Origin of the sequence: Bifidobacterium ruminantium DSM 6489 (assembly GCF_000770925.1) — a bacterium.
Lineage (GTDB): Bacteria > Actinomycetota > Actinomycetes > Actinomycetales > Bifidobacteriaceae > Bifidobacterium > Bifidobacterium ruminantium.
This window is the reverse complement of the sequence record NZ_JDTK01000017.1, coordinates 24,767-37,874: the sequence shown is the minus strand read 5'-3', so window position 1 is coordinate 37,874 and position 13,108 is coordinate 24,767. Positions and strand designations below refer to the sequence as shown.

Below are 13,108 nucleotides of genomic sequence, written 5' to 3'. Positions count from 1 at the left end.
CGCCTTACTTTCCGCGTCGCCCACTTTGCCACATTGGGCGGAGCCCATGGGAAGTATAACGCGACTGGTTCAATCTTTAGACCACTTTGGCGAGGAATTCCCTAGTCCTAGGATGGTTGGGAGCATCCAGCACCTCTTCGGGCGTGCCTTGCTCAATGATCTGCCCGTCAGCCATGATGACAATCCTGTCGGCAACTTTTCTCGCGAACTCGATCTCGTGGGTTACGATAATCATCGTCGTCCCGCTTTCCGAAGCAAGATGTTGCATCACATTAAGCACTTCGATGGTCATCTCTGGATCGAGGGCACTGGTTGGCTCATCAAACAGCATCAACGCAGGATGCATAGCTAGGGCCCGGGCGATCGCCACACGCTGCTGCTGACCACCTGACAATTCACGTGGATGTAGGTCCATTTTCTCACTCAGTCCGACCTGTTGAAGCAGTTTCTTCGCCTCCTCGACGCATTGCGCCTTCGGCTGCTTCATAATCCGCACTGGTGTGTGCCAGACGTTTTCCAAGGCCGTCATGTGAGGAAACAGATTGAAATGCTGAAATACAAATCCGATGTTCCGACGCTGCTCTGTGAGATGATGATTGTCACGCATGTACGCGCCGGCTTTCGTCTTCTTATATCCCATACGGTGCCCATCCACGAACATCTCTCCGGATTCAAAGGAGTTCAGCAGATTGATGGTACGCAAGAAAGATGTCTTGCCGGCGCCAGAAGGTCCGAGCAGGACCACCACCTCGCCGCGTCGGACGTCCATCGATACGTTCCTGAGGATTTTATTGTCGCCGCGCGTCATACAGATGTCGCGAGCGCTCACGATGACGTCTTCGGCGGGCAATTTGTTTTGCACGATCATGATTGATACCCCATTCCTTACCTATACTTGCGCTTTCGACAGCATGCTTTTCACAGGGATACCGAGCTGCCTGCTCAGATGACATTCGATTTCGTTTTGCAAAATCGTCCACACCGTTGTCAACAGCAGATAGTAGACGCCTGTGACCAGGAAGATTTCAAAAGTCTTGAAAGTCGCGGAGCTAATGGACTGCGTCACTAGGAACATCTCGCTCACGCCAATGATGCTCAGGAGGGACGTGTTTTTCATCAGCGTATTGAACTGGTTACCCAGCGGGGGGATCATCGTCCTTACCGCCTGCGGAAGAATGATCCACCGCATCGAGGAAAAACCAGTCATACCCAACGCCATGGAGGCTTCCGTCTGCCCTTCCGGAACGGCGGAAATGGCCGATCGAATGATCTCCGAAACATACGCCCCACAATTCAGCGTAAGCCCTACGACGGCGGCCTTCACGGAACCAGCCAACACCACACCCATCACGGAAGTGTCTTGGAATTTGTAGATATTCGCAGCGGCGAGTCCAAGGTAGATGACCACCAATACGACCAGCAGCGGAATGCCTTGCAAGATCCATACGTACACCGAGGCGATGATACGCAACGCGCGGTTACGGGAAAGCCTCATCAACGCCACTATCAGGCCCAAGACCAAGCCGAGCACCATGGATACCACGGAAATGGCCACCGTCATTCCCAAACCGGAGAGGAATGCCCCCGACGGATGGAACAGGCTTTGCCAGAAAAACGCCCAATCGAAATGCATCTCCATTCACCGCCCATCACTTGAAGTCGTAGGCAAGGCTCGGCATATCCCATTTGTCGAGAATCTTCTTGTAATCGCCCGTTTTGTTCATCTTTTCGAACGACTGCTTGAGCGCATCGCCAAGTTCAGTATTACCCTTCGTGACCGCGGCGCCTACCTTGATGACGCCAAATTCATCACCAACCGGTTCGAAAGCGCCCTGCTGCTTACTCTGGTAGTACAGGACGACCGGCGTCTCGCCAACATATGCATCCACCTGTCCGTTGACCAGTTGCTGGACGGCGGCAGTCGTCTGGTCGGTCTGCACGACGGTCAGGTCCGCCTTGCCGTCGGCCTTGCACTGCTTGGCCTGCTTTTCCGCCTGAAGTGTTGCGGTCTTACCGACCGCAGCACTGACCTTGAGACCGCAAAGACTGTCGTCCATACCAGTCACCTTCTTGGGATTGCCTTTCTTGACGGCGACCTTGGAACCGGACATCAGGTACGGAATCATATCGACGACCTTTTCACGCTCCGGCTTGATGTAAAGGGAGGACATGATGGTGTCGCATTTGCCCGCCTGCAACGCGGGAATGATGGATGCAAAGGCCACATCCTGGAATTTGATCTGAAGCCCGAGATCATTGGCGATCCATTTGGCCATCTCAACCTCAGCCCCGACAGGATTATTCGTGGAATCCGTGTAATACGTGGGAGGATTTCCTGTACTGAATGCGGCGCATACGGTCAACGTTCCATTGTTCTGTATTGCCGGAGACGAGACCTTGGCCCCCGAAGCGGAAGCAGCGCCATCCGATGCGGAGGAGGAGCCGCAAGCAGAGACGAGCGGCATCACAACAGCCACCGAGAGCAGAACCCCGGCCAGCATCTTAGATTTGACATTCATGATTGTTCCTCTCTAACTGGTTCATTGATTGAACCACTATCAAAATAGAATTCGCCGATTAACGGCAATATTCAGCAATGTTTCAACCAGTTTTCGAGAATGTGATTCTATAACTGAACCAGTTAATAAATTGGTCTAACTACAGAGACTTTGCTTATTCCCTGCGAAATCAGCTTGGTTTTGCGAGGAATGTCCCCACCCTCGGATTCAACCGTCGTCATTTTCCTTTTCACTGGGCTGGTCTCAAGCACAGTGACCACGGTGATACTGGGGAAAGTATTGGAAATCATGACATTCAAGACATAGAATGCACAAAATAGACATTTTTAAATCGCCATTTTTGCACAAAATAGATATTTTTACCACAGCCAAAAAGCAGAGAGTCAGACCTCCATCACACCAGAGAGAACATGAATCCGTAATGCGAAACGCAACAGAATGACGTACGTGGCTTGCATGTCAAAAACGTAACCATGCGCACCTGAGAAGGAATCCACCCGTAACACAACCGCCGCAGACCGGAAATATTGGCGTTATCTTCCTGTTTTGCCGTTTTCATAACCGTGATATCGATGGAATCACCATATTCCTTCAACATATTCGGAGCGCCATCGCAACACGGAAGAGAGAAGCCATGACCATCATCAGCCCAACCACGGAAGCAATCCCGCAAACGCCATCACACCCTTCGATGCCCATTTCCAGCACCGTCAAAGCCGTACCACGTTCCGGCATCCGCGACGTGTTCGACCGCGCACTCGCCGCCGACGACGTGATCTCGCTCTGCGTCGGCGAACCGGGCCACACCGCGGCGCCGCATATCGTGGAAGCCGCCGTGCAAGCCGCACGCGACGGCAAGACCAAGTACAGCAACATCAACGGTGTTCCCGCGTTCCGTGAGGCCGCGGCGGATTACACGCGACGCGTGAAGCACCTTGATTACGATCCGCGCACCGAGATCCAGGCCATCGACGGCGGCACCATCGGTCTGTTCCTGGCCATCAGCACCGTCGTGGCACCCGGAGATGAAGTGATTGTCCCCTCACCGTATTTCACATCCTACACGGCTTCCGTCATCATGTGCGGCGGCAAACCTGTTCCTGTGGCGTTGAAGCCGGAGCATGGCATGCATCTGAATGCGGCGGACATCGAGGCGGCCGTCACCGACCGCACGCGCGCCATCATCATCAACTCCCCTGGCAATCCGAGTGGGGCCGTCACCACCGCCGATGAGCTGGCGCACATCGCACGAATCTGCGTCGAACATCATATCTGGGCGATTTCCGACGAGGTCTACCATTCGATCGTTTACAATGCGGCGCCAGGCGAAGCGGCGCCGTCCATCGCGGCGGCCCCCGGCATGAAGGAACGGACGATTATCGTGGACAGCCTGTCCAAAACATACGCCATGACCGGCTGGCGCATCGGATATCTGCTGGCACCGCCGCAAGTGATCGAGCAGACCGGCAAAAGCGCGGAAAACCTGCATTCCTCGGTCAACTCGCTGTCTCAATATGCAGGCATCGCCGCCATGACCGGCCCGCAGGAGATGGTGGAGCAGATGCGGCAGGAGTATTTGGATAAGCGGCAGATCGTGATCGACGAGCTGGCCGGCAGCCCGGTTCTGCGGCTGGTGGAGCCGGAAGGCGCGTTCTACGCATTCGTGGACGTGCGCGGCACCGGCTTGGATTCCGACGATTTCTCCCGCAGGCTGCTTGACGAGCAACGCGTCGCCGTGGTGCCCGGCGAAGCGTTCGGCGAGGAAGGCCAGGGGTTCGTGCGATTGTCGTACGCCGGCGATGCGGATGAGCTGCGCGAAGGCCTGCGCCGGCTGCGCACATTCGCGGAACAGATATGAAAAGCCCGTCCAGGGAAAAGGGAAGACCTGGACGGGCACAAGGAAAGGAAGAGAGGAATCAGTGCGGGCTTACTTGGCGGCCTCCTTCTTGTCGCCGCTCTTCGGCATGACCCAGAACTTGAGCAGCGGGTAGCTGACGATCACGGCAAGCAGGGTGTTGACCACGGATGCGATCGTGCCGGCGATGCCAGCGTTCATGCCCCAACCCTGGCACAGACCGGTCACGTAGCCCGGCAGCACGAGGTTCACCACCACGATGATCACGGCAAGAATCACATACTTCCAAGCGGCGTCCTTGAAGCTGGAGTCGGACTTGAACACCCACTTCATCTGCACGAAGAAGTTCACCACCTGCGCAAGCACCTCGGCCAGCAGGAAGGTGAGGAATCCGCCCAGGCCGTTGCCCTTGGTGTCATAGTTGAAGATCAGGAAGTGGAACGGCTGCGTGAGTCCCAGACCCGTGATGAAGATGGCGGTGCCGATCCACGTCACCACGAAGCGGGTGATGGTGGAGATGTTCGACAGCACGTTGAACAGGATGAACTCCCAGATGTTCGGATGATCCTTGATCCACTGGCGGATCGGGCCGACCTTCTTCTCGCCGGCACCGGTTTCAGCCGGCTTCGCAGCATTGTTGTCAGTCATGGTTCAGCTCCTTTGCAGTGTGCTTGTTTGCGGATTGGTTGCGGAAGAAGCCGGCGATCACGCCGCCCAATCCGCGGAAGGTATGGCCGTTCGCGATCTTCACGATGGCGTCGACCATCGCCGAATCGACCATGCCCTGGGTCATCTTGCTCATGGCGCGAGGCGGCATATTCAGAATGAACAGGGTGTTCAGATCCGGCGAACCGGTCTTCTGGCGAATCTTCGCTTCGCGCTTGGTCAGCGTCCTGGCAACAGTGCGCGCCGCGAATCCCTTGGAATCCACCCACGACATGATCGGATCGTTGACACCGAACGTCGTCGGTTTGCCGGGAGCAAGCGCCTCATGGCCGAACAGCACGGCCATTTCGGCATCGGTCACGTCCTTGACCTGTCCGGTCAGATAGTGGCCGAGCGCGGGGTCTGCGGCGCATTCAGCGGGCGTGCAATCGCCGGCAACGGTGTGCGGAATCGAAAGCGGCAGATGCTCGGCATTGTCGCCGATCATCAGCGTCCATTCGCCGCTTTCCGTCTTCCATGCATTGGCGGCGACATCGAAATGACGGAACGTGTAGCGGTCGAAATCGATGTGCACGCTCTTGCTTTCATGCGCTGCCAGCTCTACCTTGGCGAAACCCTTCAGCTCGCGGTCGGGATGGAGCACACCACCCTGCGGAGCGCGCACATACAGCTGGGCCACGGTGGAGCCGGCGATATCGGAATCATTGGTGACGACGAAATCCACGCCGGTCGCGGTGGCGGTGATCGCGCTGTACGCGAACGTGGAGTAGCTCAGGCCGTAGCCGAACGGGAAGCGTACGGGCACGCCCACGGTCTCGTAATAGCGGTAACCGACGAACGGGCCCTCACGGTAGATCGCGTCACGTCCGATGGCCGGATACCAGCCGGAGCTCGGGCAATCCTCGTACCGCATCGGCCAGGTTTCGGCCAAATGGCCGGACGGGTTGACTTCGCCGGTCAGCGCGCGCACGGTGGCGGAGGCGCCGGCCTGGCCGGACAATCCTACGTACAGCATGGCGGCAACGTCGTCGAACCACGGCAGTTCCACCGGAGAGCCCGCGACGAGCACGATCACCACCGGCTTGCCGGTCTTCGTCAACGCTTCGACGAGCGCGTTCTGCACCTGCGGGATCGCCATGGTGGAGCGGTCAAGGCCTTCGGATTCGCTGCGTTCGTCGAGACCGACGACGGCCAGCACCACATCCACGGTGTCCTTCTTGACGAGCGCCACGGCATCGTTCAGCAGCACCTGGTCCGGCTGGCCCTGACGGTCATAGCCCTGTTCATAGCCGGCCAGCACGAGCCCTTCGGTGTGCTTGACCTCGTCGAGGATGCTTTCCTCCTTGGTGGCGTTCACCTTGGACGAGCCGGAGCCCTGGTAGCGCGCGGTCGCTGCCATGTCGCCGATGACGGCCACGCGGGTGCCCTGCTTGAGCGGCAGCGTGGCAGCGTCGTTCTTCAACAGCACGCTGGAATGTTCGGCGACCGTTCTGGCGATATTGTGGTGCGCTTTCGCGATGTCGTCCTTGAGCAGGTCGTTGCGTCCGACGCCGACGAGTTTGGTCGCGGCGGCGATTTTGGCGACTTCGGCGGCACGCTTGTTGATGTCCGCTTCGGACAGCGTTCCCGCCTTGACCGCGCCTTCCAGCTCGCGCACGGAAGTGAAGCCCGGCGACGGCATTTCCAGCGAGCCGCCAGCCTTGACGGCGGCGACGGCGGAGTTGGAGCCGCCCCAATCGGAGACGACCATGCCGTCAAAGCCCCATTCGTCGCGCAGGATCTCCTGCAGCAGATGCTTGTTTTCGTGGGCGTAGACGCCGTTGACCTCGTTGTAGGAGGTCATGATGCTCATCGGCTTGGCCTCGCGCACGGCGATTTCAAAACCGGTCAAGTACAGTTCGCGCATGGTGCGCTCGTCCACAACGGAGTTGCTGGCCTGGCGGCGCAATTCCTGGCTGTTGACCGCGAAATGCTTCGGGCATGCGGAGATGCCGTTGCTTTGGATGCCGCGGATCAGACCGGCGGCCATGCGGCCGGCGACGATCGGATCCTCTGAATAGTACTCGAAGTTGCGTCCGCACAACGGGTTGCGCTTGATGTTCATGCCCGGGCCGAGCAGCACGTTCACGTCGAGATCGTGCGCTTCCTTGCCCAGCGCCTTGCCCATTTCCTCGGCTAGCGCCGGATCCCAGGAGTTGGCCACGGTTCCCGCGGTCGGGAAGCAGATGGCCGGCTTGGATGCGCCGAGGCCGAGATGGTCGCCCTCGCCAAGCTGGCGACGCACGCCGTGCGGGCCATCGCTCATGACGAAGCTGGGAATGTCGGCGCGATCGTTGCCGCGCGAATCCCATTCGGATCCGCCGGACAGCATCGCCGCCTTCTCAACAACCGAAAGGTCTTCAAGTTCCATGGGTTCTCCCTCACAGTAGTTTGCGGAACCCGCTGGGCCCATCCTCGGCCTGCGCTGTTCGTTATGCGATTTCCCACCGCTGCACCGCATGTGAGATTTCGCTGCTAGTTTGATTGAACCAGTCTTCGGCCCGCCCATGGGCCCGTATTACACAACCTGTCGTTTTGCTGGCACAATCGGCTGTTCTTCTGTTGCGCACGGCAGGACGTCGTACGCCGGTGAAGTTGTCCTTCAGCGCGGCGGAGCCGTCCACGTCGGACAGACGTACCTTGCCGATCGACTTGATGGCTGCGTTCTGGTAACCGGCGTTGGCGATGAGGTTGTCCATATCGTCGAAGGTAAGCTCGTCAAGCAGCTTGTCCCACTTGGCGTCGTCATAATCCGCGCCGCGAAGCTCGGCCAGGCGGACGCCGTTCTTGGCGCCGGTGGTCGGCATCTTGTCGGAGGTCTTGTCGAACTTGGTCGGATCATAGTTGCCGGTGTTGTAGAACGTGGACTTGTCCTTGTCGGACATGGAGTAGTCGGTCGGGCCTGCGAGCGCTGCCTTCGCGTTGGCGAAGTGGTCCTTGCGGCTCACATTGGTGTACGGCGGGTTGTAGTAGACCTCGACCACGTCCTTGCCGGCCTTATCTCCCGTATTGGTCACGGTCACGTCGAAGCTGACCTTGCCGGACTTGGTGTCGTACCTCACATCGCCCATCCTCTGATCGAACGACGTGTAGGACAGGCCATAGCCGAACGGATACTGCACGGTCGAATCGTAATCGATTAAACCCTCGTCCGAAGCGGTCTCGTAATAGCGATAGCCGACGTAGATGCCTTCGTTGTAGTTCACGAAATGCGGAAACGCTTGTATTCCGTTTCCGATTTTTTTTGGACACTCACGCTCCGAGCAGGGTCAGCGGCACCACATGGACGCCTTCGGGAGTGGTATAGGAATACGCGCCGTTGCCCACCAGCACCATAAGGAACGATGGATCCCGCTGCCGGGCATAGGGATTCGCGGTGACCTTGTTTTTCACCCGCAACAGCGATTCAACCGCCTCGGGCACCTTGCTCTCGCCAAGTTTGATTTCGATGGCCGCCCACCGGCCGTCCGGCAATTCGAGGATGACGTCCGCCTCCAATCCCTTTTCGTCCCGGTAGAACGACAACGATGGCTTGTCCGGTCCATTCCAGGCCGAAGCGTAGATTCTCAGGTCTCGGATCACCAGATTCTCGAACAAATCGCCAAAGATCTGTCCCTCCGCAAGCAGGCGTGTCGGGTTTAGACCCAACGCGGCCGCCGCCAACGAGGGGTCGGTGAAGTACCGCTTCGGCTTGACACGCATCCGGTTCTTCGCCTTGATGGACGCATCCCAGCAGGGCAGTTCCTCGATGAGGTATTCGCGCTGCAGCATCTGGATGTAACTGGAGACAGTCGACCGCGCGGGTTCCTCATCCTGTGCTTGGTCATCCGCGTAGAGATCGCGAATCAGGGTCTTCATCGTCGCCGCTGTGGCGTTGTTTCGGGCAAGCGACATGATGGTGCGACGCGTCATGGCTGGGCTTTTGCCCATTCTGGGCGCGTTGTCTTCCACAATGGCGTTCAGGTATTGCCGTGGAATGTATAACGCCGCTTGCAGGGAACGATCTTTCGACGCGGGCCAGCCACCACGGCAAACCCATTCCGCGATGTCCGTCAATGACGTGGACGCGGCAGCGCGTGGGCAATCGGCGTCGAAAAGACCCTGTAGCGAGACCTCGCCGGAGGATGCTCCAAGTTCGGCAAGGCTCATGGGCCACATGCGTAGATGAGCGATACGTCCGGCGCCGCTATGCTCGTAGGATTCGGTCGGCGGCGCGCTGGAGCCGGTGAGAATGTATTGCCCCGGCCGGTTGGCGTTGCTGTCGATGTCATGCCGGACGGCGTCACGCACTTTGGGCACGTTCTGCCATTCGTCAATGAGGTGCGGTTGATCGCCGATAAGGGCGATGGCCGGATCCGCTTCGGCCAGGGGAAGCACATTCTGGTCATCCAGACTGGTCATGCTGTTGGCATGCGCCTGACCGGACCATGTCTTCCCACACCATTTCGGCCCGTCGATCTGAACCGCACCGAATATCTGCAGCAGCGTCTCGATTTGCCTATCAATGAGCCTTGGAATGTAACCTTGTGGTTGCAATGCCATATTTCCGCCTATTTTCAACGATTAGGAACCGTCATCTTACATTTTACGCCGGTTTCATCTTACATTTTACGCCGGTTTCATCTTACATTTTACGCCAGCTCAGCGGATATTAAACGAACGGTTCAGCGCGCGTTGATCTGCCAGACGCACCACACGGCGTACGAGATCAGCGGGCAGATGGTGGCCGAGACCATCACGTCGGTCGGATAGTGCAGGCCGAGCAGCAGGCGCGAGCAGGCGACCGCGAAAACCAGCGCCACGGCGCCGAGCACCGCCCTGCGGAGGAACACCCGCCGCTTGTTGGTTTCGTTGTCGGGAAAACGCTTGCGCGCCAGGTTGCGCACGGTGAGGATCATCATGACCGATACGATCACCGCGGCCGCCGTGTGCCCGCTTGGAAAGCTGGGATCGCCCGGCAGCAGGCCGCTGCCGACGGAAGTGATCGGCCGTGGCCGTTCGACCAGCCATTTCACGCCGGTCACATACACGATCGGAGCCGCCGAAACGACGACGTCGCGGAAAACCGTCCGCCTGCTGTCGGTGATGCGCAGGTCGATCGCAGCGAGAATGGCGACCAGCACGATGCAGCCGACCGTGGAGAACAGGTACGCCAGCACCGTCGAACAGTCGTACAGATATTCCGGCCACGTGGAAAGCGCCTGCAGCACGCCGGTCTCACGCGTCGTCGCGATCGCCGAATTACGTAGTGCGATGCCGATCATCGGCACGATGCAGCACAGTATGGCGGTCGCGGTGACGACGGCGACGGTTTTTGCGATGTTCCCGTTTTCCGTATGCATGTCACGGTATCGTAGCCGTGCATTCATCGCCAGTTCACCACCTAAGACGGCTTTTGCCAATATCCGCACGTTTCATCCGACCGCTATCCGCCACGCATATGCTGGATATCGGAAAGGTTGGTTAAATATATTTAAATACGATGCCGCTATTTCCACCCGTTAATCGCAACGAACATTCAATGCCGGATAAGGACTATTTCGCAGTTTCCGGATCGTATTCCACCACGCTGAGCGCGACCACGCCATCCGCGGTGTGCACATACACGTTCGCCTTGCCGCCGATGTCCTCTAGTCCTTCAACAAGATGGGAAATCGGTTCGGAATCCAATACCGGCAGCACCTGGGCGACTCCGTCGGAATCGGTAACGGTCAGGGTGTCGTCCAGATACCCGGTGGCCAGCGTCTCATCGATGGCGTTTTCGAAGTCCGTCAGCTCGCGAATCTCCTTTTCCGCGGCCTTGTCGGCAAACGATTCGATGCCCCTCTCCACTGTCTCGTCCGCCTTGTCGTTTTCGCCCATCATATTCTTCTTCCCCATTGGTCTATGTGTCACACGTTGCGTGCCGAATGAACCCGTATCCGCATCGCGGAACGGACGCAAAATCCGTCATACCCCATGTATGCCGTCATACCCTACCGCCGAAAGGTGCCGAACCCGTTTCAGGTATAGAAAATATGAGACGCCATGATAATTGTGCGTGAAAATCCCGGTTTTCAGCCGATTTGGAGCGTCTGCCGTCGATGTTGCATGGATTATGCACGGCACATCGTTTGCATAACCGTGCGAAACGTTATCGGAACCGTTACAAACGAATCGTTAGCATGTGACCCCATGAACAGCACCGAAACAGCAAACGAAACCACCACTGAGCAAGCGGTCGAAACGGCTTCCGCCACGCATGAGCCAGCCGCGCACGAACGCTCCACACAAGAACCCGCCACACATGAGCGCAACGTCGCCGACCTGTTCGTCGAATGCCTCGTCAACGAAGGCGTGCACGTCATCTATGGCATTCCCGGCGAGGAGAACATCCCCCTTATGGAGGCTTTGGAGCGCGACGGACGCATCCGCTTCGTCCTGACGCGGCACGAGCAGGGCGCCGGATTCATGGCGTCCACGCAAGGCCATCTGACCGGCGAACCGGGCGTGTGCCTCGCAACGCTCGGCCCCGGTGCGCTGAACCTCACCCTGCCGGTCGCGCAGGCCAACGCAAGCACCACACCCATGGTAGCCATCTGCGCCCAAGGCAACGTGACCCGCCTGTACAAGGAATCGCACCAAATCGTGGACCTGGTCTCCGTGTTCCGCCCGATCACCCAGTGGACCAGCATGATCACCATCCCCAGCGCCGTGCCGGAAATCGTACGCAAAGCCTTCTCCATAGCGCAGCGCAAACGTCCTGGCGCGACCTGCCTTATCCTCCCCGAGGACGTCGCGGAAATGCCAGTGCCGGCCGGAATCGGACCGCTGCCACTCCCCCACACCATGCATATCCGTCCAACCGACGACACCATCGCCCGCGCGGCCGACATCATCGGCCGGGCACGCCATCCGATCATCCTTGCAGGCAACGGCGTGGCTCGAGCGCATGCCGAAAACCGGCTGCTCGCATTGGCTGAGCAACTTAACGTGCCGGTCGCGACCACGTTCGAAGGCAAGGGTGTGATCTCGGATCACATTCCCAACGCGCTTGGCGTGGTCGGATTCATGAAGCACGATTACGAGAATTTCGCGTTCGACGAGGCCGACCTGATCATCGCCGTCGGCTTCTCAATTCAGCAATTCGACCCGAAGAAAATCAACCCGGACGACGACAAGACGATCATCCATATCAATACGTTCGTCGAGGACACCGACGCGCACTATTCGACCGCGCTCAACATCATGGGCGACATCGACCAGACGCTGGAGGCGCTGATCGACAGGCTGCGCGTGAAGGGCATCAAATTCGACGAATCGCATCCGATGATCCACGAGCTGCTCGACGGCGAATTCCGTTCGTACGCCGAGGATGATTCGTTCCCGATGAAGCCGCAGCGCATCGTCTACGACACCCGAAGGGCCATGGCCGACGGCGATATCACGCTGGTGGACACCGGCGCGCTGAAGATGTGGATGGCGCGTTTGTACCCGACGTACTATTCCAACACGTGCGTGATCGACAATTCCCTGTCGACGATGGCATGGACGCTGCCGGGCGCCGTTGCGGCCTCGCTGGAGAATCCGGGACGGCCGGTGTTGGCCGCGATGGGCGACGGCAGCTTCCTGATGAACGTGCAGGAAATCGAGACCGCAGTGCGCATCGGCGCGCGCATGGTCGCGCTCGTCTGGGTTGACAAGGCGTACGGCCTGATCAAATGGAAGATGAACATCCACAACGGCTCGTACGAGAGCGTCGATTTCGACAATCCCGACGTGTGCGAGCTGGCGCGCAGCTTCGGCGCGCGCGGCCATATGATCGAATCCGCGGATGAATTGTATCCGACGTTATGCGAGGCGCTGCAGGCCGGCAGTGGCGTCGACATCATTGCTTGTCCGGTTGATTATGGCGAGAATATGAAGCTGATCGAGAAGCTTGGCGAGGTGGATTTCAATAACTGAGGCGAGCGGGTCTGTTGCCGGCCTCCGTGGCGCAACCGGCAGCTGGGGAATCAGCACCTAACTTTTGCTCCAACAATCCATTGGG

Annotated in this window: 10 protein-coding genes and 1 pseudogene; 2 read left to right on the top strand and 9 right to left on the bottom strand. The window is 58.5% G+C overall.

The features are described from left to right. Positions 1-76: 76 nt before the first annotated feature. The 3 genes from OU26_RS07145 to OU26_RS07135 are packed head-to-tail and all read right to left on the bottom strand — an operon-like array spanning position 77 to position 2,519. Positions 77-868, bottom strand: a complete 792-nt coding sequence (locus tag OU26_RS07145; protein ID WP_033499020.1) for an amino acid ABC transporter ATP-binding protein — start codon at positions 866-868, stop codon at positions 77-79. A 21-nt stretch (positions 869-889) separates the two neighbouring features. Beyond that, entirely contained in the window at positions 890-1,639 is a 750-nt protein-coding gene (locus OU26_RS07140; RefSeq protein ID WP_202805802.1) for an amino acid ABC transporter permease, read from the bottom strand. A gap of 10 nt (positions 1,640-1,649) precedes the next feature. Then, a complete protein-coding gene (locus OU26_RS07135) occupies positions 1,650-2,519 on the bottom strand; it encodes an ABC transporter substrate-binding protein (protein WP_033499019.1) in 870 nt (289 codons plus the stop codon). 691 nt (positions 2,520-3,210) lie between these two features. Between OU26_RS07135 and OU26_RS07130 the strand changes: the two genes are divergently transcribed. After that, positions 3,211-4,377 carry a pyridoxal phosphate-dependent aminotransferase gene (locus OU26_RS07130; RefSeq protein ID WP_026646782.1) on the top strand — a complete coding sequence of 389 codons (1,167 nt, stop codon included), beginning with the start codon at positions 3,211-3,213 and terminating at the stop codon, positions 4,375-4,377. A gap of 69 nt (positions 4,378-4,446) precedes the next feature. On the opposite strand, the gene OU26_RS07125 is transcribed toward OU26_RS07130, so the two are convergent. The 6 genes and pseudogenes from OU26_RS07125 to OU26_RS07100 all read right to left on the bottom strand — a co-directional run bounded on the left by OU26_RS07125 (position 4,447) and on the right by OU26_RS07100 (position 10,944). Next, the gene (locus OU26_RS07125; RefSeq protein WP_026646783.1) at positions 4,447-5,022 is read right to left on the bottom strand and encodes a GtrA family protein; all 576 of its coding nucleotides are present in this window, start codon (positions 5,020-5,022) and stop codon (positions 4,447-4,449) included. Then, positions 5,015-7,450, bottom strand: coding sequence for a beta-glucosidase GluB (gene gluB / locus OU26_RS07120; RefSeq protein WP_026646784.1), 2,436 nt, complete (start codon positions 7,448-7,450; stop codon positions 5,015-5,017). Before gluB ends, OU26_RS07125 begins: the two co-directional genes overlap by 8 nt. Positions 7,451-7,661: 211 nt before the next feature. Then, positions 7,662-8,315, bottom strand: a pseudogene (locus OU26_RS07115) (beta-glucosidase); the annotation flags it as partial. 16 nt (positions 8,316-8,331) lie between these two features. After that, on the bottom strand, positions 8,332-9,621 hold the full coding sequence (locus tag OU26_RS07110; RefSeq protein ID WP_026646786.1) for an ATP-binding protein: 1,290 nt from the start codon (positions 9,619-9,621) through the stop codon (positions 8,332-8,334). A 122-nt stretch (positions 9,622-9,743) separates the two neighbouring features. Then, positions 9,744-10,421 carry a phosphatase PAP2 family protein gene (locus OU26_RS07105; RefSeq protein WP_026646787.1) on the bottom strand — a complete coding sequence of 226 codons (678 nt, stop codon included), beginning with the start codon at positions 10,419-10,421 and terminating at the stop codon, positions 9,744-9,746. 193 nt (positions 10,422-10,614) lie between these two features. Continuing rightward, positions 10,615-10,944, bottom strand: coding sequence for a hypothetical protein (locus OU26_RS07100; RefSeq protein WP_026646788.1), 330 nt, complete (start codon positions 10,942-10,944; stop codon positions 10,615-10,617). 309 nt (positions 10,945-11,253) lie between these two features. On the opposite strand from OU26_RS07100, the gene OU26_RS07095 reads away from it, so the two are divergent. Further along, on the top strand, positions 11,254-13,023 hold the full coding sequence (locus OU26_RS07095) for an acetolactate synthase large subunit (protein ID WP_237743830.1): 1,770 nt from the start codon (positions 11,254-11,256) through the stop codon (positions 13,021-13,023). Positions 13,024-13,108 lie beyond the last annotated feature (85 nt).

Coding starts and splice junctions, on each gene's coding strand:
- gluB (WP_026646784.1), bottom strand. CDS start 7,450: ATGGAACTTGAAGACCTTTCGGTTGTTGAGAAGGCGGCGATGCTGTCC.
- OU26_RS07105 (WP_026646787.1), bottom strand. CDS start 10,421: ATGCATACGGAAAACGGGAACATCGCAAAAACCGTCGCCGTCGTCACC.
- OU26_RS07135 (WP_033499019.1), bottom strand. CDS start 2,519: ATGAATGTCAAATCTAAGATGCTGGCCGGGGTTCTGCTCTCGGTGGCT.
- OU26_RS07100 (WP_026646788.1), bottom strand. CDS start 10,944: ATGATGGGCGAAAACGACAAGGCGGACGAGACAGTGGAGAGGGGCATC.
- OU26_RS07130 (WP_026646782.1), top strand. CDS start 3,211: ATGCCCATTTCCAGCACCGTCAAAGCCGTACCACGTTCCGGCATCCGC.
- OU26_RS07125 (WP_026646783.1), bottom strand. CDS start 5,022: ATGACTGACAACAATGCTGCGAAGCCGGCTGAAACCGGTGCCGGCGAG.
- OU26_RS07140 (WP_202805802.1), bottom strand. CDS start 1,639: ATGGAGATGCATTTCGATTGGGCGTTTTTCTGGCAAAGCCTGTTCCAT.
- OU26_RS07110 (WP_026646786.1), bottom strand. CDS start 9,621: ATGGCATTGCAACCACAAGGTTACATTCCAAGGCTCATTGATAGGCAA.
- OU26_RS07145 (WP_033499020.1), bottom strand. CDS start 868: ATGATCGTGCAAAACAAATTGCCCGCCGAAGACGTCATCGTGAGCGCT.
- OU26_RS07095 (WP_237743830.1), top strand. CDS start 11,254: ATGAACAGCACCGAAACAGCAAACGAAACCACCACTGAGCAAGCGGTC.